The sequence below is a fragment of the Bacillus sp. FAU18 genome (genome assembly GCF_056033885.1).
On the sequence record NZ_JBVYHZ010000003.1, the window covers coordinates 1,858,796 to 1,881,980 of the forward strand.

Genomic DNA, 23,185 nt, shown 5'->3' on the forward strand with positions numbered 1-23,185 from the left:
TCTGTTTTCTATATCACTGGGCCCTCAATATAGTAAATCTAGCTCATTGGTTATGAAAGCTTATTTTCATTACACACTCTATATTTATTTGTTATCATTTCTATACGTTTATATCAATTTTGAAAAAAATGGTGACAAAAACCAATAAACGTCCATCCTAACTTTATCATCTTATTTATTAAGATTTTAACCTCTTCCTTGTAAAATAAAGAAGCGATTTTCATCTCCAGACAGTTAATGCTATTTCATCGGGACATGTCTGTTAAAGCAGCCAATAAATACATTCAGATATCCACTTACAACCACGATTCAATTTGATCCACTACAGATTTCTGAGCTGACATTAAACAGATAGACTTATAAAAATCTGTACCAGTTCCCTTTCACAATTAGGACATTTCGGCGGCGTATCGGCATAAAGCGAACTAATTTATTAATGTTCAACAACAGAATTTCGTCTATTGGCAATAAAGAATCCACAAATCATTGCAAGAATGGCCATCGCCCACCAGAACGTTGAGATCGCCTGATCATGATCGATGATAATCAAACGAATGACAGCTGTGATGCCAATATAAATGAAGTAGCGAAGCGGAAAAAATAGCTGTCCACTTTGTTGAACAGTGACTTGTATACGAATAGCACAATGTACCAAGTCTCGCTGATCAGAAGTGCGCTTAAGGCTAACGCCAGGAAGAACAGACAGACATTGAGAAGCGCTTGTAACAGGTAAGGCACCTTTTTGAATTTGTTAGAAAATCTCATCATGTTGTCTCCTATTTCAATATATTCGTGGTTTTTATTCTCAGCCTACATCTTGGTGTTCCAAAATCGTAGCACAATGTAGTACTTAGAATTCTTTTGTATACTGTGAAACTGTCCCTGCATGCGGGACATCATTCGCGCAATGCTTCTTTCACCGAGTCCGTTGCTTTCCGGTGTTATATCTGCAAGTTTAATCGTATTGCTAACATGGATCTCAAATATCTCTTGATCCGATACAAACGTGATGCTGATTTCTTCTTCCGGATCTGCGTATTTCAATAAGTTTGACATCACATTATCAAATACACGACCAAGCTCCTCCAAATTCACGTTAATATAGGTTTCCGGCAGCTCGCCTGAAATATGGACCCGAAAATGCTCCTGATGAAGGATAGCAATCTGATCTGATATTAGATCGTAGATCACTTCTTTCACTGCAACGGTCTCCAGATCGGCCTCATATTCCTTGTCCAGCAGGAAATACGCAAACAGATTGTCAGACAAGCTTTTTAATTGCAGTGCTTTACCATAAGCATTGGCTACATACCGATCTTTACTAGTACCCGCTTCGCCTCCCTCTTTTTTGGCAAACTCCAGATTCATGATCAGCGACGTCAGCGGTGTGCGCATATCGTGCGACATTTCGGTAACCAGGCTGCGGCTCTCAGCTTGCAATTCCTCGATAGCTTTAAGTTTATCCAGGAAAGCTTTCCGCAGATCCTCAATGCTCTTTGCAATCATCGCTAATTCATCATGCCCTTTTATCGTCATCTCGTAGTCCAGTTCGCCCCCTTCAAGAATATGAATCTCTTGGTGAATCGTTTTAAGGTAGCGAAGACTTTGGCGAATTCCGAAGAGAACAATGATTAAAAAGATGAGGGTTGCCCCAAGCAAATCCAATGCGAAGGCCAGATCATAATATCGTGAAGAGTAGAAACCGTCGATAATGACTCGTCCTTCACCATCGCTAAACTTGACAGGATGTGAATGATTTTGAGCGTACTGAGTCAGCTTTTCCTTTCCATAATCCGATTCGGAATAAATAGAATCATATTGCAGCTCCTGATCCTTGAATATGGTGAGGTTAATGTAATTTTCTTTTTTGACCCACTCGCCAAACGCTTTTCTATCTGATGTAGACAACTCATTTTCTGAAACGTACTTGCTGAATTTTTGAATGTATCTTGCTGACTCCTCGTGATAATACTCTTCCGAACTCAGATATCCCTCGATCAGGTCATCTGTGATCTTTTGCAACGTCAGAAAGATCACACCACTCACAATCGCAGCAACCACGATCAGCAAAGCCAGTTTTTTAGTTAGCGTAAATTTACGATGCACCAAATCGATATCCTCTTCCCCATTCAGTTTTTATATAAACCGGACGTGCCGGATCATCCTCAATTTTGGAGCGCAGCTTCCGAATATGCACCATCACCGTATTGTTGGAACAGTAAAAGTAAGGCTGTCCCCACACACTCTCATATATATTTTGGGCAGAAAATATTTTGTTGCGTTTGCTCATCAGAAGTTTCAGGATACGATACTCCAGATCTGACAACTTGATTTGCTTCTCCTCTTTCCACACCTCATTAAATTCTTCGCTCACTCTTAGTTTGCCCCCGATAAGAATGTTTCTTCCTGTTCCTTCTTTTCCTGATAGATAGTATATCTGCGTAATTGAGCAATCACTCTAGCGTGAAGTTCCTCTTCCGAGAATGGTTTAGTCATATAATCATCGCCGCCGGCGAGTAATCCCTCAGTTTTATCGAGTGTACTCGATCTGGCCGTCAGAAACAGAATCGGGACGTTAGAGGATTTCCTGATGTGCTGACATGTTTCAATTCCCGAAATGCCTGGCATCATAATATCCAAAATAACCAAATCAAGCGAGTCATTCACAAGTTGCAATGCTCGCTTTCCATCCTTGGCTCTTAGCACCTCGTAGCCTGCACGTGTAAGGGATTCCTCCAAAAGATCACCAATATCCTCATCATCCTCTACGACTAATATTTGATGGGTCATGTCTCTCTCACCTCATGATTCTTGTTGTTATTTCTCGTGTGTCCTTACTATATATCGTTCATAGTAATAAGTACGTTATAAGATACTACGTAAATCTTAACAATTTATGAAAGTTGATGCTCGCCACAAATTTGTCACATTTTTAAAAAAAATGATGACTCTTCATAAATTGTTAAGATTCGGTCTTTATATTTATCCATTGTAAGACTCAAGTTTTTCAGATCCGCACTACACATTGCCGTGATAAATGGGAAAGGAGTATTGATATGATTGTACAAAAAGAAGGACGCGGGCAACCGGTGAGTCTGCGGGAACGGGTTCATTTTCTGGACATCGTACGCGGATTTGCCTTGCTTGGCATTATTATTGTCAATTATTTTCTGATCGTAGATTCAGTAAAGGGATTCGAAATGGCCTCCAATGACGTACTGCATAAGCTGGTTTCCTGGTTTGCCGAAGGGAAATTCGTTACGTTATTCTCCTTCCTGTTCGGAGTCGGGTTTATGATCTTTATGGATCGAGCCGCGCAGAAGGTAGATAGTCCCAACAAGCTGTTTGCCCGCAGGTTATCTATCCTGTTGGGATTTGGCATTTTGCACATCACATTTGTTTGGGTCGGTGACATATTGGCCTTTTACGCCGTAAGTGGCTTCCTGTTACTCGCCTTCTATAAACGCACGGCCAAAACGGTGCTTAGATGGATTATCGCACTTATCGTGCTTCAATTCCTGACTCCTGTTTTCACAATGTTGTACAATGTCATCAATACTGCAGGGTCAAAAAACCCGAATTTTTCAGAGTTTACTTTGTTTAGCCACAGCAGCCTTACCTACATGGAATCCATCAGCACTCGGTGGACAGATATGGTCACGATGGCTGCTGGCTCTTTCTCTATGATCTATTCCATGTTTCTCATGTTTCTGCTGGGCGTGTACTTTGTTAAGATGGAATTTTTCAAAGACATGGAAGCGAAAAAGCCTATATGGAAGCGTATCTGGATCATTAGCACAATCGCTTTTCTAATAACACAAAGCAGTATATTACTAGACATGTTTAATCTTTCTGAGAATATGCTGTGGAAGGACATTTCCTCTGTCTTGGGTCAAAATGGCGGCTTAACCGGAAGTATGTTTTATATGAGCACTTTTGCAATGCTGTTTCTATACGTTCCTCAGTTGCGAGGCCCTATGATGATATTCACCAAAGTCGGACGGATGTCATTGACCTGTTATCTGCTTCACTCTATCATTGGAACAGTTCTGTTCCTCAGGTACGGATTCGGGCTTGCGGATCATATTCAATCCGCCGGCACGTTCATGTTCAGTCTGGCCGTGTACTTCGTGCTTATGAGCTTTAGTACATTGTGGTTGAAACGGTTTAGGTACGGTCCGATGGAATTAGTATGGCGCAAGCTGACGTACGGCAAAGTAAACGGGAGTCCTAAAGCAACTCCGCTGCATTCGGAAAAATCTATTCAGAAATAACCCCCTTGCACAGATTGCATGTCAAATTAGTGTTGTTGAATGGAGCGGGCATTAAACGGACAGATTTGATATATGGACTAGTTATTTTTATATCATTTAGGCTTCTTTGGGCTAATAAATCCACCAGAGTTTACTCAATGTGCATTGCTCATGATCGAATCTAAATTGAATCTTTTACGCATGTTCATAGTCAAAGGCGCTTTCGACTATTTTTGTAACTTTTCGCAGAAAAAATTCGAGAATGATGACAAATCCCGCATACGACACTTAATACGGTAGTGAACGATAGTAAATTAGGGTTACATGCAGCTTGTTTTCCAATGAAACAAAGAAAAAGAATCATACAAAAAGACAGGAGAAAGCTTTTGAAGTATTTTAACGCCAAATTTACCGCGGAAGAAAGAGCGATGGAATCACTTTTTTGTGAAAAGGCCTCGCAGAGCAGCTCGAATGTTTTACTGAACGACTGAACTCGATATTTCAGCAACTGAGGGAGTGAACAATCATGAAAACAAAAAAGGAACCAAAAGTTATTCTGGAACTAGCAAAGGAATCTGATCTGCCAGAATTCCAAAAAAAATTACAAGAAGCCTTTGCGATCGCCGTGATTGAAGCGTTCGGTGATTGCGAAGATGGGCCGATTCCATCGGACAATGATGTTCAGGAGTCTTTCAATGCTCCCGGAGCAGTGGTATATCATATTCTTCAGGATGGTAAGAATGTCGGTGGTGCAGTAGTACGTATCAACAGCGAAACACATCATAATTCGCTAGATTTATTCTATGTATCTCCAGAATATCACAGCCAAGGGATTGGTCTTTCTGCTTGGAAAGCCATTGAAGCACAGTATCCGGATACTGTGCTTTGGGAAACCGTGACACCTTATTTCGAAAAGCGAAATATCAACTTCTATGTGAATAAGTGTGGATTTCATATCGTAGAGTTCTACAATGAACATCACTCTGATCCGCATATGCATCGCAATGGACGCGAAGATGACAAGCCCCTGCCGAATGATGATGACTTTTTCAGATTTGTAAAGATTATGAAAAAAAAGGACTAAACAATTGAACACGGCGAGATGCCGCAGAGAGTTGATGTTTAAAAAGTGTTTTGATCCCTGTCTCAAAAACAGGGGTCAGTCCCCCTTTGAATCATCGGTTTCTTTTCTGACATATACCACGCCCACTTTTCTCTTTTTGTAATTTTAGAAAATATATCAGATACCAAACTACAAATACTATAGTAATTAAGTAAGTTAAAATAATAATAAGATTCATCTAATCTAAAGTAGTCCTTCGTGTTTTAGGTAAAGCTGTATTACATTATGTATATTATATCTGATAGTGCGTTCAAGTATTCCTAAACCTTATTATGAAGGTATTGATTAAGATGACTAATACCTTTAGATCTCTATGAAATTATATTATCTTTAATAAACTTGTTCTGGTTGTACAATTTCATATTCACCTTCTGCATACTCTTGCTCCGCATAATGGCTTCCCCATTGACAGAGCTCCTGCAAGATAGGTTTAAGAGATTCTCCAAGTTCAGTGGATGAATATTCAACCTTCGGCGGTACTTGATTATACATCTTTCTGCTCACAAGTCCACTAGCTTCAAGCTCTCTAAGTGTTTGAATCAGCATTTTCTGAGTTATATTTGGGATAATGCGCTTTAATTCACTCGTTCTCTTTGGTCCATTCATTAAAAAGTATAATACAAGGCCTTTCCATTTTCCGCCAATAACTTCCTTTGTCACTTCAAACCCACAGCTAAATTTTTTCATGTCTAAAGCTCTCCATTCCACATTTATTACTTTTTAGTTACTATATCACAAAAAAGTGGGTACTTCCGATAATGTGCTTACTGAAGGATACTATATCTTGTAAGTTGTTCTTCAAGTACTTAAAGGTACTAGACATAAAATAATATTAATTCTAAAGGAGTGTTAAGTATGGGTAAATTTGAAGGTAAAATAGCGCTTGTAACGGGTGGAACAAGTGGGATTGGTCTTGCTACAGCACAAAAGTTTGTAAACGAAGGTGCATATGTTTATATCACAGGACGTAGACAAAACGAACTTGATAAAGCTGTTAACCAAATTGGCAAGAACGTAACCGGTGTTCAAGGTGATATTTCTAAGCTTGAAGACTTAGACAAACTATATGACATTATAAAGCAGGAAAAAGGTAAGTTGGACATTCTTTTTGCTAATGCAGGCATCGGCAACTTCCTTCCATTAGGTGAAATTACTGAAGAGCAGGTTGATAGAACGTTCGACATTAACGTTAAAGGAACCATCTTTACTGTTCAAAAAGCGTTATCACTATTCCCGGACAAAGTAGGTTCTATTATTGTAACAGGCTCTACTGCTGGATCAATTGGCAACCCAGCGTTTAGTGTATATGGAGCATCTAAAGCAGCTTTAAGAGCACTAGTTCGCAACTGGATTCTTGACCTAAAAGGTACTGAAATCCGTGTAAATGTGGTTAGTCCAGGAGTTATTCTTACACCTGCATACGATGAGCTTTTTGGTGATGCACTTGAAGGAGCAATGGAAAATACCAGAAATACTGTTCCAGCTGGAAAAGTTGGGACCCCTGAAGAAGTAGCAAACGCTGTATCTTTCCTTGCTTCAGACGAAAGCAGTTACTTGACGGGTGTTGAATTGTTCGTAGATGGCGGGCTAGCACAGGTATAATTTCACTGCGCAGAGATTACAAATAGTCCCCAAAAAAGGTTAATGGGGATTTACTTGAAGAAGTCGTATAAAAAAGTCGTTTTCCTTAAAGGACAGGGAATTCGACTTTTTTATGTTTGAATTTGATTAACGTTGTAAATTCGCATTTTCCTGGGGCTACCACTAAATGACCTGTAAAAAAGATTACTTTGTGAATAATGTACTTAAAGTAACGGGTGCTTTACAACAATACAATTTTCTGTTGTAGTAAATGTCATTTTAAAAAATCTGATCGTCTTTTTAATGTGATTCAATTGAACTTCTAACTGTTGGGATGTCTGGTGCAATACAGCTGCCAAAGTTGCTAAGTTTTTATTAGAACATGGATATAAAGTCAAAGAATTGACCGGTGGTATTGCAGCATGGAAAGAAATGAACTTTCCTATCACGAACTCAGATCAAGGCAATAACATACCTGATAATTGTGGGTGTTGACTTAGTGCAAGATAAAAGATACTGGATTGGGGTTGCTTCTCGAGATCATGTAATGAGAGCTGTCCAAGGTGGTTTTGCTCAACTTTGTCATGGCAAAGAGGCACCTTTAAAAAAGATGAATACTGGTGATTGGATTATTTATTACTCCCCCAAGATGAATTTTAAAGATCCTTTACTTAAAAATCAATTCAATGACCTTCAAATCGAAATGATAAAAGCAGGTGAAACACCAGACGGTTATACTTGGCACCATCACCAAGATCCAGGGAGGATGCAATTAGTTGACCAAAAGGTGCATCGGAAAACAGGCCATACAGGAGGCCGACACCTTTGGGGTGGAGGAAGTAAGAACAGATAGGAGTTGGTCAATATGACAGAGTGGAGATTTGCGAAGAGCCAATTGGGGAAACAACTGTTAAAAAAGTCGAAAAGGCATTAGATATTAAGTTTCCAAACGACTATATTACAACTATATTAAACAACAATGGGGCGCGCCCAAGTAAAAAGATATTTGACTTTGAAAATACAAAAGGCGAGGTTTTTAATCGATTACATGGTTTAACTGAAGATAGTTCAAGTTTTATTTTAGAGGTCTTTGAAGATTACCAGGATGGAAGGATGCTTCCTGGGATAGTTCCTTTTGCATGTGATCCTTTTGGTAACGAAATCTGCTTCGATTATCGTCTGAACAAAGAGAATCCGTCCGTAGTTTTCTGGGATCACGAGATTGCATATGAAGATCCTGATAAAGCTTTGAGTCATATATGTGATTCATTTACAGAGTTGGTTAATAAACTATACGAGGAATAAACGGATAAGACCTTTCCCCTTTCTTTTTGATGAGAAAGCGTTAACTGCTATCCGTTATAAAAAAAATAACATATGAAATATTCATACAAATTTAAAGAAGATCCATTTGGTGATTTAGGAACAGTATTGCCAGAAGAAATCAGTATTTTCTCTGATTTCATTGAAAACATCGCTACAGAAGAACAAGCCAACGAGTATATAGATTACATTGAGAAGGTTTCAGAAGGGATATATGAAGATTTTGAGATTGAGTTAAATGCTACAAGTGTTCTCATCAAGAAAGATGTGACAATTGTTGAAAACTCTTTTAGGATAGAAGAGCCCTATGAAAACTCAATTGAAACCGATCAATTTAAGAATTGCTATTAATATGGCGAGATAAGATTCCAGATATATTTAAAGGTTGAATAAAATTAAAACCCTTCTTACATAAAGAAGGGTTTTACATATCGAGGCGGTTGGTACATTCTTGACGAGAACAATAGCAAACGAGGAATCATTGTTCCTGCTGTTTACCCTAATGTAGTAACTTTAAAAGGGAGCCATCGCTCCCTTTTGTTCACTGAATTACAGAACTTTCTAATGTGTATGATCCGCCAGTTTTTGCAGTACTATATCCAGCAACCCTTATGCTATAAGTATAGCTTTTACTGACTGCAATAGTATGTTTCGATAATTCTGAGGAATCATAAGAATTCACAAAAGTTGTCCCACCACCATTTACATCCGTTTTGTAAATACTAACTTTTAACGGAGTTGTTGTACTATCTTTGGACAAATAAAACTTTACTTTTGTAGCTGATCCTGGATGGAATTGCCACTCATGCCCTTCTTTAGCAGCAGCAGCATCAGCAAAAGATCCACTTACCTTGTCATTAAGAGGCAGCATACCTTTAAATTCATAGGCTGAAGCACTTCCCATAGCAGTAAACATTAAAATCAGAACAAAAAACATTGATACTAACGACTTTTTCATTTCACATTTCCCCCTTTTAAATTTAAGTCACTGTAATAATACTTCTCTTCATTTAACAAATCCTCCCACCCGGATTAAACTTCATAAATTTGACACAATAGGATTATAAAGGGTATTTTCAATTTCTGTTATCCTTCAATTTCTCTTCAATTTTCGCTTTTGTCTTAGGACCATAAATGCCATCAGCAGTCAGACCATTCACTGACTGGAATCGCTTGACTGCATTTGCTGTTTTCGGACCATAAACGCCATCAATGCCGTTATTTTTCGCTCCTTTATCCGGGTAGAAATAAAGAGCCGCTAGAGCTTTCTGAATCTGAGTTACCTTTTCCCCTCTCATCATTGGGCTCTTCACTTTGAAAATACCGGGCGGGAGCTGGTAGGACGATTTTTTACTGTTTGAGCTTGTTGTTTTCTTTTTGGCTGTGCTTGTTTTACTTGTGCTTGTTTTCCCACCTAGCGCCTTCAATTCTTTTTCAATGGCAGCCTTAACCTCGTCCCATCTTCCCTCTGACAAAATGCGGTGCGGGCAATACTTACCATTCCAGTCTTGATGTTTGCGGACACGATCAACACCCCATCCTCGTTCTTTAAGCAGCTGTACCACAAACTTAATAGCGAGCTTTTCCGCTGCCTTATATCGTGACCCTCCTGACTTGCTATAACAAATTTCGACACCAATCGACTTACGATTCCCTGTACCGTTTGTTCCATCTCCTGTGTGCCATGCATTTCGATTAGTTGGAATTCCTTGAATGACTTGTTTATCGTCTACTGCAAAGTGAAAGCTGTTGAGCTAGAGTTATTCTTCATATATGAAATTTCATTGGCTGCTGAAGCATCATTTGCAGTGTTGTGAATAGTGATATATCAGCTTTCATAGGGTTAGGACATTTCAATCCATACTTTGATTTAGAGACTAGATTCTTTACAACTTTAATGGCCATATATCCTCTCTCCTTCTGTCTGTGTAATAAAAAAAGCCACTGGCTTAGCCAGCAGCTTTGTCTGCGTTATTCTTACTCTGTTCTTTTTCGTTCTCAATTGTTTGTAATCGATCTGTTATCGTTGTAGGGATTTTAACACCGATCTGTGCTAAATTTTCAGTTATTGATAAGCCTTCATTAGCAATATAAAAAAGAACGGTACCAAAGGTTAAGACACCGTTCAAATTGAGTACTGTATCAATAACGTTTGCTAAAATGACCGCAAAGAAATTGAGTATTGAGTAGCTTGCGGACATAGCCAAACCATGCGCTTCGGCTTCGCAGTTTCTTGAATTTCCATGCCTTAATTACTCCTGTTAAAACGTCAATTATGCTAAGAACTAGAAGTAAATCAAGGTACTTCACCCCTCCAAATAAATATACTCTTGCAAAATCTAATGTTTCAAAATTGATAAACAAACTTGTCTCCTCCATTTCTAGTCACCTCCTCCGAGGCAATTAAAAAAGGACAGCCGGATCTTATGAGACGGCCGTCCCTCTAACTGAAAAGTTTCCATTTGTTAAAGCTGTAAGCTCCCTAACGATTTCTTTAAAGCCGGTAATATCAAAAGACCAGGCTTCAGATTTCCCTTTTGTGCTAATGGCAAATGTTCCGTCATCCACTTTCTGTCCTCTAAGGGCTCTTTTTGTTCCCGATAATGATTTACCCCAGAACTTCAATTTCACTTGCCCGATTGTGGAAGATCGTTATTGAACGAAAGCCCCCGATAGTTGGATAAGAAAAAGCAAAAGAACTTGCTATTTCTCAAATACATCCACCAAATTTTCAATGTTAGTTTGTTGTTCATACATACTAATAAAAAAATAAAACCTTGTTAAAAACTTTACAAGACAAACTGAATTGACCAGTCTAATTAGACTAAAATATTAATGTAAAGAAGTGAAAAATGAGATGATAAAGTCTTTTTTAATGTTGGGGCAGTCGAATATGGCGGGCCGTGGATTTTTGAATGAAGTAGACCCGATCTATAATGAAAAAATAAAAATGCTGTGCAATGGACAGTGGCAGATGATGACAGAGCCGATTAATTACGACCGTCCGGTTTCCGGCGTTGGCCTGGCGGCATCTTTTGCAGATGCATGGTCGAAAGCTCATCCCGATGAAGAAATTGGCTTGATCCCTTGTGCGGAAGGTGGCAGTTCATTGAATGACTGGCATCCGGAAGGCATCCTTTTTCAGCATGCTTTGTCCGAAGCCCGCTTCGCCCTCCGGTCCAGTCAAATTTGTGGAATCCTTTGGCACCAAGGTGAGAGTGACAGTTATCGTTCGCTACATGAAACTTATTACGAGAAATTAACCCTTATCATCGAGACGCTAAGAAACGAGTTGGAACTTGATGAGGTACCGTTGATTATTGGAGGGCTTGGTGACTTTCTTGGAAAGACCGGTTTTGGACAGCACGCGACTGAATTTCGACAGGTTAATGAACAATTGCTGCGTTTTGCTAATGAACAACAGAATTGTTATTTTGTTACTGCAGCAGGTTTGGCTGCGAATCCTGATGGCATTCATTTAGACGCAGCTTCACAACGCAAATTCGGTTACCGCTATTTCGAGGCTTTTTCGAAAAAGCACCATATCCTGAAACCCATTTCGGGAGAGGAGCAATCGCTGAAAGTGAATGGTGACTATTCTAAAACAGAACAGATTTACCTTCATAGTATGGATTTGGCTTTGGGTAAAATTACGTACGCGGAATTTGAGGCGCGGATGGCGAAGGTGATGAAACCATGATTCCCTTACTTATCCTTGGCTTGCTAATCCAAAACCCCGGAGCTCACGGCTATGAACTTCTGGCCTTAATGGAAAAGCGTCATTACAAATACATTGTTAACTTCACGAAAGGTTCATTTTATTACAATCTTCAGCAACTTCAAGAAAAGTGCTTTATTGAACAGATTCAGCAAAAACCCTCAACCAGCGGGCGTGAAATCCGTAACTACAAAGTCACAGATTCGGGAAGGGCAGAATTCGAAAAATTAATGATCAAATACGGCACCAAATCGGAATATGTGAACCTGCAATTTTATGGGGCGTTACTCTTTGCCGATGAATTCGACAAAAATAAATTACTGGATCTGATCCAATCACAAATCGATCAGACTAAAACTCGAATCGAGCTCCTTGATGAATACCTGTCCATCACTCAAGAAATTCCCGGCACAATCGATTACTTTCGCCGTATGAACGAAAATTCCCGTTCACATCATTTGGTTAATTTAGAGTGGTTTGAAAAATTGAAAACAGAAATAGAATCAACTCAACTATTGCAAAATAAAAAAATGAAAAGTTAAATTTAAGAACATTAGTTACCTAAATATAAAACCTGTGTCGTAGATATCTAGTAACATGTTTGATACAGGTTTTATACTCCTTCTTTATTTAAACCAGTAAGAGGGTTGTCAACACTTGCCCCCAACAAAAGCAAGTGAATCAGCTGCGTGTTCTTCTTTTTCAATCGCTAGCCGTTAGTTTAATTAGAATTCAAATAATCCAAGACGCGGTGAACTCTTTCGCTGACTGAGCAATCGCCTTCAATTTTTAACACTGGACAAGATAAATCTGCCATCCAATGTTCGTGTAATGCTTTACTTCTAACTTCCATTCCAGCAGTGTCATATAAAGAAGCCCACTCTAAAAATGCTTTTGATTGTTCATATTTACTGCCACCGGCTAACACTTCATTTCCATAACGCTGAAATTCCCTATGCCTTAATCTCTCAAGCCGTATTTCTTGTGGAATCCATAAGAAGACGACAAGGTCAAAATAACTTTTTAGATTATCGCCCCAGCCACACACTGCACCAGAAAGAATCCATTTCTCATTTATTGTTAAGTCTTTTTCAAGCAACTTTCTTCTTTCAGGAATTTCTCTTTTTTTAGTGAATTTATCTAACCAATAGTAATTATCAGTATCAAGATGCGTATGAGGCAAACGCTTTGATAATGCAGCACCCAATGTTGACGTTCCGACACCAGAGGCTCCCAATATGTGAATATTTTTTTTCATACTTCCCCCTCCTTATTAAGCAACCAAACTCGCTGTTTGTTGCATAAGGTACCTACTATTATTTTGACATAAATCCCTAAAGACCTTTACTTTTCTAGAGAAATCCAGATGCGTGTTATTCATATTCCATCTCATTAGACGCATTTTCCTATGAAAAAAGTCTTGATTTCCCTATAATATTTAAACGAATCCAATTTTTAGATTGTCGTCTTTAAGGAGGTTTTTTATCTTGAGGTATACAAACAGTCATTTAGAGGATTGGATTGAAAACTTATACAGAAAGATTGATATTACAGAACCTGAACAAATTAATTTTGAACGGATTGCTGAGTCATTAGATATCAGACTTTCGTTTAAACCTGTTACAAGCTTCGCACTTAAACACAGCGGAATTTATAACATATGCTTGGACAGCCGAAAAAGCCGAGTTGATCAATGGTATGATTTTGCTCATGAATTTTGCCATATATATAGACATGAAGGCGATAAAAAAACAATGCCTGCAACTTGGACTGATTATTTGGAGTGGCAGTCGAATTATTTTACATATCACTTTTGCATTCCAACTTTCATGTTGCGTAATATCAATCTTCCGTACATACAATCACATGCAATTGAAAATGTAGCTTGGCTATTTAAGGTATCCCCTTCATTCGCTAAGAAACGTTTGAGCATTTATTACAGGAAGCTGACTCAAAATTTATTTAATTCATCCATTAATGGGAAATCAATGTCTCCTATCTTTAGTACTTCTAGAATCATTTAATCGTTGTAACTTATTGTCTTTTTTTGTCGAAAACAAACATTAAATGGTTTTTTTGAGATATTATATACCTATGTCTCTTAGAAAATTATAACCACAAAAAATGTTTTCTAAGAAAGGGAATGAAAAATGCTGTTTATTTTCAAACACATTGATGAGGTTTCAATTAAAAGCTTTTTAACTATACTCAAATTTCAAAAAAACTCATCGAATAAACTTAACGAGTTTAAAGACCTCGAATTTTCCTCAGAGTTTATTAGGTGCACTTTTGTTAAATCATTTGACTCTTATGAATTAATATATGACGATAGTAGCGAGTGCTTGGTAACAAAGAAATTTTCCAGAATGTATTCTGCTCAGGTGTTTATTTCCACAAAAATGAATTACCTTATAATCTACGGAGAAAAAACAGTGTGTCTCAGTGCAGAAAAAATTTTAAATGAAAAACTTAAGTACACACCTAAGCCTTGGGAATTTTCTCTATATGATATATATACTAAGTTTAGTGATTTAGACATCGTTATTAATGAAGTGAAATTTTCAAATGTTAAGTTGCTCAACACTTTACTTAAAGCTATGACTTTAGAATTTGAAAATAACTTTGATGCACTTAAAATTATTCAAGATTTAAATTATCCCCCTGTCTTTATGAGACTAAAGATATTTTATCAAGATGATATATGTGATCTTTCAGTATCAATAGAGCTAGGGCATATAGAGTTAAAATATGAAAGTTTTAGTAAAGTAGTATTCGATAATCTGGAGGAAAAAATTTTAAATCTAATTGAGGGTGCTTAAAATGTCAGAAGAACAACAAATCCAAGGTGAACGCTGGACAAATCAAACAAAAAATATTTTACGTAGGCTTGGTTGGAGACAAAAAGGAGATTCTAATATCGATATTCCATGTACACAAAAATCTACACATGGAAAAAGCGGAGAAAAAAGAAAAAATCCACATGGAATTGATTTATTACTCTCTTATTTCGATCCCTATAAAATTGAAGAAAACACAGTATTAGTGGAATCAAAAAATAGAAATTGGGCAGGAATTACAACATCTACACTACAAGAATTCGTCACTCAAATTTCTAATACAGTTGAATGCGCGAGAACTAGTTCTCCATTAATACAGGATCTAAAATGTTCAGTTATAAACGATGGTTTATTGATGGTATGGTGTAATGAAACTAATAAATATGATGCAGATAAGTTTAAAGAATATGTACGTAATTTAAAAATTAAGAAAAGAAAAAAACCTTTAAATATATACATCGCTTCTAATAAAGAAATTTTAAGATGGTGTTCGATAATACAAAAAATTGAGGATATTAAAAAGAATTATACTGATTTTAATTTCTTTTATCCAAGTGATTATTTTAGCGGTGGAAAAGCCACGACAAGAAGACAAAAACAACTTAACCTTAGTCATATGTTTTCTGATTATATTTTTGCAAAAGGAGAACAATCAGTGGTAGTGCACCGTGGCACCAGAACAGAAGATGTTAATCATATCTTTTTCTTTGCTGAACCAACTATGGACGAATTGGAATTTATGGATAATTGTATAACTCGTTATCAATTTGAGGATGCAGATCGGCTTGTAATACATATCCATGGGAATAAACCAGCCTATAGAGCTCAAATTCAACAGTTTATAACAGAAAAACAAGAAAGTCTTGTTGAAAGTCAATCCCATCTTAAAATTGAAATTGACTATTTAGTCGAATTCAAAGAAGTACCAGAAAACTTCACGTATGAGGAGTAATTAAATGCAACTTAAAAGATATCCTACTAAACTGAGTTTAAAAAGGGCAATGCAAAATTACATGAATTGGACAGATGTATTTGAATTTTTAAGAGAAAGAGGAATTTTAGTTAGTGCAGTCTCTAAAGATGACTTTGCAAAAGCTGGAATGAACTTTTACTTTTCTCGATCTACTTATCTAGATTTAAAACAAAGATTAGATGGTGAAATTAATTATATTAAATCTAGCCGTTACTATATCCCAAAAGAAAAAGTAGATGATTTAAAAGAAAGCCTATCAGTAATCTCTGGTAATAAAATTGGTTCAGATAATACCAAAGTAACATTAATCGATAAGTCAGATGATGCTTGGGAATTTCAAATAAACTATATAGAATCTAAGCCAGGAATGATGAGTCTTCTAGATGAAACAGAAAGACAAATATCCGTGAAAATAAATAATCACAAAACATTTTCTAGTCTGGATTTTAATCTAGAAAGCGCTAATGATCATAAAAAAGTAAATGAAATTTTAACACTACTTCAAAATAAAAACCCTGATATGCAATTTTCTCTGTCTGATATTGAATTAAATAAACTTTCCAGTAATAATAAAATAGCCTTGTTTAAACAGTATTTTGAATCCAAGAATTCTGAATGGGAATTGAAAAAGATACTTAAACTTAAGGTTAATAGACATACAAAAAATATAAAGAGCATCCAAAAATTAGAGCAAGACTTACTCCAAGGAATAAATTCCGCTCTATTAGATGGTGAAAATTTAATCGAAAATCAATTCGTGGAAAATATAACAAAAAAGGATTTCCACTTTACAATGGCTAGTTTACGATATGATAATAAAATCACACCGGAATATATTGATTTTTCTATTGAATTCAAATCAAGACCAGCTAGATTTGAAGCTAAAATCATTAGTTCAGGAGAATATGAAGAAGTTGAAAATGGCATAAAAGAAAATAAAAAAACTTTGAAAAAGGAAAGACAGAATACTATAATCTTTGATTTCCAAAACGAATTTTATAAAATATATAGAAAGTTACTTCGCCAGCAGAAGGAAGAAACACCTGAATTAAGTGGACTGCTTGAACTTGCTGATGAAACTGCTGCTTCTAAAGAAAGTGAATGAATAATTTTTAAAGCCATATTGTAATTAATATGGTTTTAAAAATTATTCATAATCGAACTGATATTCTCATTTTCTTTAATTAACAGCCTCTAGGACACTCATGCCCCCCCCTAATGTAATTGATAATGAAATCCTCATGCATTTGCGCGCATTGAAAAAAACAAAAAAAGACGTCTCCCTTCACGATCCGATCGGGCAGGACAAAGAAGGGAATGAAATAAGCCTGATCGACGTATTGAAATCAGAAAACGAAGATGTGATTGATACGATCCAGCTCAATATGGAGCTTGAAAAAGTGAAACAATACATTGACATTTTAGATGACCGTGAGAAGGAAGTGATTGTCGGGCGGTTTGGACTTGATTTGAAGAAGGAAAAAACGCAGCGAGAGATTGCCAAAGAACTCGGTATCTCACGCAGCTATGTATCGCGGATTGAAAAGCGGGCGCTGATGAAGATGTTTCATGAGTTTTATCGGGCAGAGAAGGAAAAGCGGAAGAAGGCGAAGGGGAAATAATGCAGAAGAGGCCGGATCTCATATTCCGGCTTTCTCTATTTGAAAGAGTTATGAAAATCATTTTTTTCATCGCTGATAAGCTCTCCGAGAAAGACGGTCAGGATTGTAGCAGATAACTTGACTTATAAGTCCCTTGCTTGCGTCCTCCCTCAAGCGATTCAAAGCCGGACGTTCTAAAAGCTCCCCAGAAAATCCTTCATCGGCATACTTCAGCACATCCTTAGTCCCTGCTTTCTTTATGCAAGCCTCGATCTGGCTGTCGATGCTCGATCCCTTGATCGCTTGTTCCTCGGTCGATACCCTTACATATATTGCTATCACCCTGGATCTCCTTCCTATAAAGTTTTATTAAATAATGATAGCAATCGTTAATGCATTTGTCAGCTTGCGGTCCCTCGATGATTATTACCTTCATTAAATGCATCCTGCTATGTAATAAGTGTTTGTCCTAATGAGGCGATTTTCAATGAGTGTAAAAAAAGAAAAAACTAGTTACAGATCAGTAACTAGTTTTCACTTAAAAGATTTAAATGTTTGGTTTCACCATATCTTCTGGTTTAACCATCTCATCAAATTCTTCTTCCGTTAGCAATTTAAGTTGCACAGCAGCCTCTTTTAACGTCAAGCCTTCTTTATAAGCAAACTTAGCAATTTTTGCAGCATTTTCATATCCGATATAAGGATTCAATGCTGTAACAAGCATCAAAGATCCGAAAAGATTTTCTTTAATGGTTTTCTTATTAGGTTCAATACCAACCGCACAATGATCATGGAAAGATTTTATTCCATCACTCAATAACTGCACGGATTGAAGGAAGTTATAGATAATAACTGGTTTAAATACATTTAGTTCAAAGTTACCCTGACTTGAAGCAAAACCAATAGTTGCATCATTCCCCATAACTTGAGCCGCAATCATGGTAAGAGCTTCACATTGAGTAGGGTTAACTTTACCGGGCATAATGGAGCTACCTGGCTCATTTTCCGGGATTGAAATTTCCCCGATACCACAGCGAGGACCGCTTGCAAGCCATCTAACATCATTCGCAATTTTCATTAAGTCAGCTGCTAATGCTTTCATAGCACCATGTACATACGTTATTTCATCATGACTAGTTAAGGCATGAAACTTATTAGGTGAACTTTTAAACTGTTGGCCTGTAAACTTTGAGATCTCCTCTGAGACAACTTCTCCAAAATGCGGATGTGCATTAATGCCTGTCCCTACAGCCGTACCCCCGATAGCAAGTTCACGCATCTTATCAGTTGATTCCAATATCATTTCTTTCGAACGATCAATCATATATACCCAACCGCTAATTTCTTGTCCAAGGGTAAGAGGTGTAGCATCTTGAAGATGTGTACGACCTATTTTTACAATGTCATTGAATTTTTTTGCTTTTTCATCTAATGTATTCCGAAGTTGATCCAGTGCAGTAACTAATTGTTCATAGATAGCTAATACACCTGCAACATGCATCGCTGTTGAGAAAGTGTCATTTGAACTTTGACTGCGGTTCACATCATCATTTGGATGTATGGTTTGGATAGAGCCTTTCTCTTTTAATAAAGATGTTGCAAGGTTTGCTATAACTTCGTTAACATTCATATTGCTTTGTGTACCGCTTCCCGTCTGCCAAACAACGAGTGGAAAATTGTCATCATATTTACCTTCAAGAATTTCATCACAAACTGCGGTAATAACCTCTGTTTTTTCACTATCCAAATTCCCTAAACGATTATTAGCAATAGCTGTACTGCGCTTCAATATAGCAAAAGCTTTAACAATACGTTTTGGCATTTTTTCAGAACCTATCTTGAAGTTCTCTTTACTACGTTGTGTTTGCGCTCCCCAAAACTTATCAGCAGGCACCTTTATTTCTCCAAAAGTATCTTTTTCAATTCGATAGTTCATTAAAATAGTCCTCCTTCTGAACATGAAAATAGTTTAAAATTAATATAAAAATTTATATATTTTGCCGCTAAATTTAGCTTAACACTAATAAATCATGATGTATAATGCATAATAAATATGATTTCAATTCCTTTATGTAATGATTTATAAGAAGAGAGGTTTTTTTATGGAATGGGAACAATTAGAGTACTTTCAAACTCTTGCTCGTATACAGCATGTAACCAAAGCTGCTGAAACGTTATCAATAACACAGCCAGCACTTTCTCGGTCTATTGTTAGATTAGAAAATCACTTAGGTGTTCCGCTTTTTGATAGACAAGGCCGATCCATTAAATTAAATAAATATGGGGAAATATTCCTCAAAAGGGTTGATTCCATGATTCGAGAATATACAGAAGGAAAGGAAGAAATTCAAACTCTTTTAAAACCGGATCAAGGTGAAGTGTCTTTAGGCTTCTTACACACTCTGGGTACGACTATCGTTCCAAACTTAATTGGAGCATTTAAAGATCAATACCCAAATGTTCATTTCCAACTAAACCAGTCTCACTCTAATCAGCTTTTAGATAAACTAAAATCAGGTGAACTAGATCTCTGCCTACTTGCTTCTTTTCCAGTCGAATCAAATATAATGTGGAAACCCTTATGGAAGGAGGAGCTCTTTTTATTTTTGCCCAAAAATCATGTGTTAGCTGCCCGTAAGGATATTACCTTAAACGAAATTGCTAATGAGCCTTTTGTTATATTTTTATATCCTCTTGGCAAAGCTTATTTAAAAGCTGCTTAACCGAAATTTCCTCAGTCAATGACCTTATCCCTTGACCTGCCCACAAAGACATCTGATCATGGTTATTTTGAAGTGAAGCCTTCTGTCTCATTGCCTTCGTTAGTGTATTTTGATAAGGGTACGGAAGGGTTTGTGTTTCAAACTGTTCTTTTTCTTCCATCCATTTATTTACGATTCCTCTGGCCTCTTTACCTGAAAATAATGTCGTAAGCTTTGTATCTGCTTCGTTTGCTTCTCGTATTTTCTGTTTATGCACTGGATGTGCGTTACTTTCGTGACAAATTAAAAAGGCAGACCCAATTTGAACGCCTTGGGCTCCAAGGGTTAAAGCTGCTTTTACTCCTCTATGGTCTATAATTCCCCCAGCAGCTATGACAGGCACACTCAATGCATCTGCTGCTTGTGGAATCAGAGCCATTAAACCTATGGCAGATTCACCTTTGGAAGGTAAGAACGCTCCACGATGTCCACCTGCTTCACTTCCTTGAAGGACTACTATATCCATTCCCCGTTCTTCCATTAACAATGCTTCTTCTACTGTTGAAGCGGTTCCAATTAAACAGCATCCAGCGGTTTTTAGTTCCTTTACTGCATCTTCAGGCGGCAGATCAAAAGTGAATGAGCAAGCCTTTACCTTGTATCTTAAAATAATATCAATTTTTTGATAGAAGTCGTCCCACTCTTCTTGCACAGATGTAAATTGATTTACTTGATTTGCTAACGGTATGTTTTCTTTCCACGAGTCAATTTGATCTTCTGATGGCATCTCCTAGACCTAATGGAACAAACACATTAATTTGAAAAGGAGCGTCTGTCAGCTCAAACATTTCTTTTTTTTTCCAGTAGTTCTGGCGTAAGATATCCCGATGCTAAACTGCCCAGAGCACCTTGATTCGAAACTGCAGAGGCCAGTTGCGGCTTTGTGATACCGCCAGCCATTGGAGCTTGAATAATTGGTTTTGTTAAGGAAAATATCTTCATAAATTCATTCATACCGAATCCCCCCTGTTAAGACATGAATTTTGAAAAAAGTGTCATTTGCAAAGAATCGTATTCGCTTAAATATATAGTTTTCCTTCTTTTTGTCAACTAATGTTTTTCTGAAAATTATCCCTCATATTCGTTAAAAAAGCAGATAAAGCAGGTGTAATTAAAGTGTCTTTTCGCCTAATAAACATGGTTGTTACTAAAGAATATTTGTCAGAAATAGTATGGCTGCGGATGCGGCCTTGTTTTTCATGCGCGGCAATAATTGAACGAGGCAGGAGTGAAATACCCAAACCGGCGCTAACACAGCCAATAATTGCTTCAAGTATGCCAAATTCCATTAATTTTACAGGTAATAAACCTTCTTGTTGCAGGATATTATTGAGCTTTGCTCTGTAAGAGCACCCTTCACGGAATACCAACATTGTTTGTGTTTGAACATCATGGATGGAAGAAATATCAGGGTGTGAAGCACTTGTAACAAGAACCAGTTCTTCTTCCAATACCTTTTCTTGAACTAAATCAGGATGTTCAATAGGTCCTGAAATAAAAGCACCGTTTAACTCATAGTGTAAAACAGCTTGTATTTGTTGTTCCGTAGGACCGGTTACTAGATTTAAATCAACATTTGGATAGAGGTTATTATAATGTGCAAGGAGTTGAGGAAGCCAAACTGCAGCTGTTGTTTCCATTGATCCTATACGCAGTGGCCCAGAAGGCGCGGATGATTCGCTCATGGCTGCTCTAGCTTCTTCAATCGTATGTAGAATTTTTTCTGAGTAAGAAACAAGAATTTGCCCAGAGGGAGTAAGTGTGATTCCTCTACTATGGCGGTAGAATAATGTTGTCTGTAAATCTGTTTCTAGTTGTTGTATCTTATTCGTTACGTTCGATTGAGCATAATTTAAAGTCTGAGCTGCCTTAGAAATACTGCCTTCACGAGCAGTAGTGAGAAAAACCTGTAACAATTGAATATTCATGTAGTCCTCCATAGTTGATATCTGATTTTGAGATGTCTCACATCTTAATTTTGAATTATATATGATAGGAGAACTTCATGTAAACTAAAGCATAGAAAGAATAAATGATTTCCTGAGTGAGTCATACAGATAAGGGTCATTCCATTCAAGAGTAAAAAAATCGACATGACACACCCTAATACAAGGAAAATTGGACAGGAGGGATATAAATGACAACATATCATTTTGTTGAAATAGAGGGTATAAATGTATTTTATCGTAAGGCTGGAGATCCTGAAAAACCAGTCATTTTATTGCTTCATGGTTTTCCAACATCAAGTCATATGTTCCGTGAACTGATACCCATTCTAGAAAATGACTATTATGTAATTGCGCCTGATTACCCGGGTTTTGGTAACACGGCCTCACCCGATAGAGAAAAGTTTGAATATACATTTGATCACATCACTGAAATTGTTGCAGCTTTCGTTGATAGACTTAGTCTAAAGAAATATGCCCTTTATGTCTTTGATTATGGCGCGCCCATTGGCTTTCGTTTAGCTATGAAACACCCGGAACGCGTCACGGCAATAATTAGTCAAAATGGGAACGTCTATCGTGAAGGTTTGGGTGAAAAATGGGCTGAGCGGGAAGATTATTGGGAAAATCCTACACCAGAAAAAAGGGATAGCTACCGTACAGCATTTGCACCGAAAACAATTAAAAATCAGTATCTTGATGGGACACAAAATAATCAAGTATCGCCAGATGGATATACTCTTGATATTGCATATATGTCTCGACCGGGAATTGACGAAAAACAATTAGATTTAATTTTCGATTATAAAAATAACGTGAAGCTTTATCCGGCATTTCAACAATATTTACGCGAATATCAACCACCTTTATTGGCAGTATGGGGCAAAAATGATGTTTCGTTTATTCCTCAAGGTGCTTTAGCCTTTAAAAAAGATTTGCCCGATTCCGAGATTCATTTATTAGACTCTGGACATTTTGCATTGGAAACACATGCGGATGAAATCGGAAAATTGATTTTGAACTTCATGGAAAAAATGAATGTTATATAAATTCGTGGTCACGGTTCAA

General features: G+C 37.2%; 18 protein-coding genes and 13 pseudogenes. 17 read left to right on the forward strand and 14 right to left on the reverse strand.

The genetic code is table 11. From position 1 onward, the window contains the following. Positions 1-433 precede the first annotated feature (433 nt). From AC0OMU_RS09935 to yrkP, 3 genes and pseudogenes are all read right to left on the reverse strand, one after another. A pseudogene (locus tag AC0OMU_RS09935) lies at positions 434-765 on the reverse strand (phosphate-starvation-inducible PsiE family protein). A gap of 45 nt (positions 766-810) precedes the next feature. After that, entirely contained in the window at positions 811-2,109 is a 1,299-nt protein-coding gene (gene yrkQ / locus AC0OMU_RS09940) for a two-component system sensor histidine kinase YrkQ (RefSeq protein WP_015483453.1), read from the reverse strand. Beyond that, positions 2,096-2,790: pseudogene (gene yrkP, locus AC0OMU_RS09945) on the reverse strand (two-component response regulator YrkP). Before yrkP ends, yrkQ begins: the two are co-directional and overlap by 14 nt. A gap of 266 nt (positions 2,791-3,056) precedes the next feature. Between yrkP and AC0OMU_RS09950 the strand changes: the two are divergent. Beyond that, positions 3,057-4,274 (forward strand): DUF418 domain-containing protein, encoded by a 1,218-nt coding sequence (locus AC0OMU_RS09950; RefSeq protein ID WP_015384144.1) that lies wholly within the window; start codon positions 3,057-3,059, stop codon positions 4,272-4,274. Positions 4,275-4,779: 505 nt separating this feature from the next. Further along, positions 4,780-5,337 (forward strand): GNAT family N-acetyltransferase, encoded by a 558-nt coding sequence (locus tag AC0OMU_RS09955; protein ID WP_015384145.1) that lies wholly within the window; start codon positions 4,780-4,782, stop codon positions 5,335-5,337. Between the two features lie 369 nt (positions 5,338-5,706). Here the strand turns inward: AC0OMU_RS09955 and AC0OMU_RS09960 are convergent, their stop codons facing one another. Then, positions 5,707-6,063 (reverse strand): winged helix-turn-helix transcriptional regulator, encoded by a 357-nt coding sequence (locus AC0OMU_RS09960; protein WP_474241133.1) that lies wholly within the window; start codon positions 6,061-6,063, stop codon positions 5,707-5,709. 168 nt (positions 6,064-6,231) lie between these two features. Here AC0OMU_RS09960 and AC0OMU_RS09965 point away from each other — a divergent pair, with 168 nt between their 5' ends. From AC0OMU_RS09965 to AC0OMU_RS09985, 5 genes and pseudogenes are all read left to right on the forward strand, one after another. Continuing rightward, the gene (locus AC0OMU_RS09965; protein WP_010334554.1) at positions 6,232-6,978 is read left to right on the forward strand and encodes an SDR family NAD(P)-dependent oxidoreductase; all 747 of its coding nucleotides are present in this window, start codon (positions 6,232-6,234) and stop codon (positions 6,976-6,978) included. A gap of 526 nt (positions 6,979-7,504) precedes the next feature. Continuing rightward, positions 7,505-7,622: pseudogene (locus tag AC0OMU_RS09970) on the forward strand (EVE domain-containing protein); the annotation flags it as partial. Continuing rightward, a complete protein-coding gene (locus tag AC0OMU_RS09975) occupies positions 7,607-7,810 on the forward strand; it encodes an HNH endonuclease (protein WP_474241191.1) in 204 nt (67 codons plus the stop codon). The pseudogene AC0OMU_RS09970 and the gene AC0OMU_RS09975, both read left to right, overlap by 16 nt. Positions 7,811-7,822: 12 nt before the next feature. Continuing rightward, a pseudogene (locus AC0OMU_RS09980) lies at positions 7,823-8,262 on the forward strand (SMI1/KNR4 family protein). A gap of 72 nt (positions 8,263-8,334) precedes the next feature. Beyond that, positions 8,335-8,669 (forward strand): annotated as a pseudogene (locus AC0OMU_RS09985) (tRNA-Val4). 152 nt (positions 8,670-8,821) lie between these two features. On the opposite strand, the gene AC0OMU_RS09990 reads toward AC0OMU_RS09985, so the two are convergent. The 4 genes and pseudogenes from AC0OMU_RS09990 to AC0OMU_RS10005 all read right to left on the reverse strand — a co-directional run. Continuing rightward, positions 8,822-9,238, reverse strand: coding sequence for a hypothetical protein (locus AC0OMU_RS09990; RefSeq protein WP_015483456.1), 417 nt, complete (start codon positions 9,236-9,238; stop codon positions 8,822-8,824). A 118-nt stretch (positions 9,239-9,356) separates the two neighbouring features. After that, positions 9,357-10,185, reverse strand: a pseudogene (locus tag AC0OMU_RS09995) (peptidoglycan recognition protein family protein). Between the two features lie 44 nt (positions 10,186-10,229). Continuing rightward, a pseudogene (locus AC0OMU_RS10000) lies at positions 10,230-10,659 on the reverse strand (phage holin family protein). A gap of 45 nt (positions 10,660-10,704) precedes the next feature. Further along, positions 10,705-10,908, reverse strand: a pseudogene (locus tag AC0OMU_RS10005) (phage portal protein); the annotation flags it as partial. Between the two features lie 229 nt (positions 10,909-11,137). Between AC0OMU_RS10005 and AC0OMU_RS10010 the strand changes: the two are divergent. After that, the gene (locus tag AC0OMU_RS10010; RefSeq protein ID WP_474241134.1) at positions 11,138-11,980 is read left to right on the forward strand and encodes a sialate O-acetylesterase; all 843 of its coding nucleotides are present in this window, start codon (positions 11,138-11,140) and stop codon (positions 11,978-11,980) included. Beyond that, on the forward strand, positions 11,977-12,540 hold the full coding sequence (locus tag AC0OMU_RS10015) for a PadR family transcriptional regulator (protein ID WP_474241135.1): 564 nt from the start codon (positions 11,977-11,979) through the stop codon (positions 12,538-12,540). Before AC0OMU_RS10010 ends, AC0OMU_RS10015 begins: the two co-directional genes overlap by 4 nt. Before the next feature lie 179 nt (positions 12,541-12,719). On the opposite strand, the gene AC0OMU_RS10020 is transcribed toward AC0OMU_RS10015, so the two are convergent. Next, positions 12,720-13,256, reverse strand: a complete 537-nt coding sequence (locus tag AC0OMU_RS10020; protein ID WP_474241136.1) for an ATP-binding protein — start codon at positions 13,254-13,256, stop codon at positions 12,720-12,722. A gap of 229 nt (positions 13,257-13,485) precedes the next feature. On the opposite strand from AC0OMU_RS10020, the gene AC0OMU_RS10025 reads away from it, so the two are divergent. From AC0OMU_RS10025 to AC0OMU_RS10050, 6 genes and pseudogenes are all read left to right on the forward strand, one after another. After that, positions 13,486-14,022 (forward strand): ImmA/IrrE family metallo-endopeptidase, encoded by a 537-nt coding sequence (locus AC0OMU_RS10025; protein WP_474241137.1) that lies wholly within the window; start codon positions 13,486-13,488, stop codon positions 14,020-14,022. Positions 14,023-14,148: 126 nt separating this feature from the next. Further along, entirely contained in the window at positions 14,149-14,817 is a 669-nt protein-coding gene (locus tag AC0OMU_RS10030) for a hypothetical protein (RefSeq protein ID WP_032722192.1), read from the forward strand. 1 nt (position 14,818) lies between these two features. Next, a complete protein-coding gene (locus AC0OMU_RS10035) occupies positions 14,819-15,787 on the forward strand; it encodes a PD-(D/E)XK nuclease domain-containing protein (RefSeq protein WP_032722194.1) in 969 nt (322 codons plus the stop codon). A gap of 4 nt (positions 15,788-15,791) precedes the next feature. Then, the gene (locus AC0OMU_RS10040) at positions 15,792-16,913 is read left to right on the forward strand and encodes a hypothetical protein (protein WP_474241138.1); all 1,122 of its coding nucleotides are present in this window, start codon (positions 15,792-15,794) and stop codon (positions 16,911-16,913) included. A gap of 118 nt (positions 16,914-17,031) precedes the next feature. Next, positions 17,032-17,430 (forward strand): annotated as a pseudogene (locus tag AC0OMU_RS10045) (sigma-70 family RNA polymerase sigma factor); the annotation flags it as partial. Next, positions 17,430-17,546: a hypothetical protein gene (locus AC0OMU_RS10050; protein WP_251247783.1), complete on the forward strand. Its 117-nt coding sequence runs from the start codon at positions 17,430-17,432 to the stop codon at positions 17,544-17,546. The pseudogene AC0OMU_RS10045 and the gene AC0OMU_RS10050, both read left to right, overlap by 1 nt. Here the strand turns inward: AC0OMU_RS10050 and AC0OMU_RS10055 are convergent. From AC0OMU_RS10055 to fumC, 3 genes and pseudogenes are all read right to left on the reverse strand, one after another. Next, positions 17,512-17,709 (reverse strand): annotated as a pseudogene (locus tag AC0OMU_RS10055) (recombinase family protein); the annotation flags it as partial. The gene AC0OMU_RS10050 and the pseudogene AC0OMU_RS10055 overlap by 35 nt on opposite strands. Then, positions 17,667-17,845: pseudogene (locus AC0OMU_RS10060) on the reverse strand (hypothetical protein). The pseudogenes AC0OMU_RS10060 and AC0OMU_RS10055, both read right to left, overlap by 43 nt. Before the next feature lie 111 nt (positions 17,846-17,956). Beyond that, complete coding sequence (fumC, locus tag AC0OMU_RS10065) at positions 17,957-19,345, reverse strand: class II fumarate hydratase (RefSeq protein ID WP_474241139.1); 1,389 nt, start codon at positions 19,343-19,345, stop codon at positions 17,957-17,959. A gap of 166 nt (positions 19,346-19,511) precedes the next feature. Here fumC and AC0OMU_RS10070 point away from each other — a divergent pair. Then, positions 19,512-20,090, forward strand: a pseudogene (locus tag AC0OMU_RS10070) (LysR family transcriptional regulator); the annotation flags it as partial. Here the strand turns inward: AC0OMU_RS10070 and AC0OMU_RS10075 are convergent. Beyond that, positions 20,086-21,125, reverse strand: a pseudogene (locus tag AC0OMU_RS10075) (nitronate monooxygenase). The pseudogenes AC0OMU_RS10070 and AC0OMU_RS10075 overlap by 5 nt on opposite strands. Positions 21,126-21,217: 92 nt before the next feature. Continuing rightward, positions 21,218-22,099, reverse strand: a complete 882-nt coding sequence (locus tag AC0OMU_RS10080; protein ID WP_474241140.1) for a LysR family transcriptional regulator — start codon at positions 22,097-22,099, stop codon at positions 21,218-21,220. Between the two features lie 209 nt (positions 22,100-22,308). On the opposite strand from AC0OMU_RS10080, the gene AC0OMU_RS10085 reads away from it, so the two are divergent. Further along, positions 22,309-23,166, forward strand: a complete 858-nt coding sequence (locus AC0OMU_RS10085) for an alpha/beta fold hydrolase (RefSeq protein WP_474241141.1) — start codon at positions 22,309-22,311, stop codon at positions 23,164-23,166. Positions 23,167-23,185 lie beyond the last annotated feature (19 nt).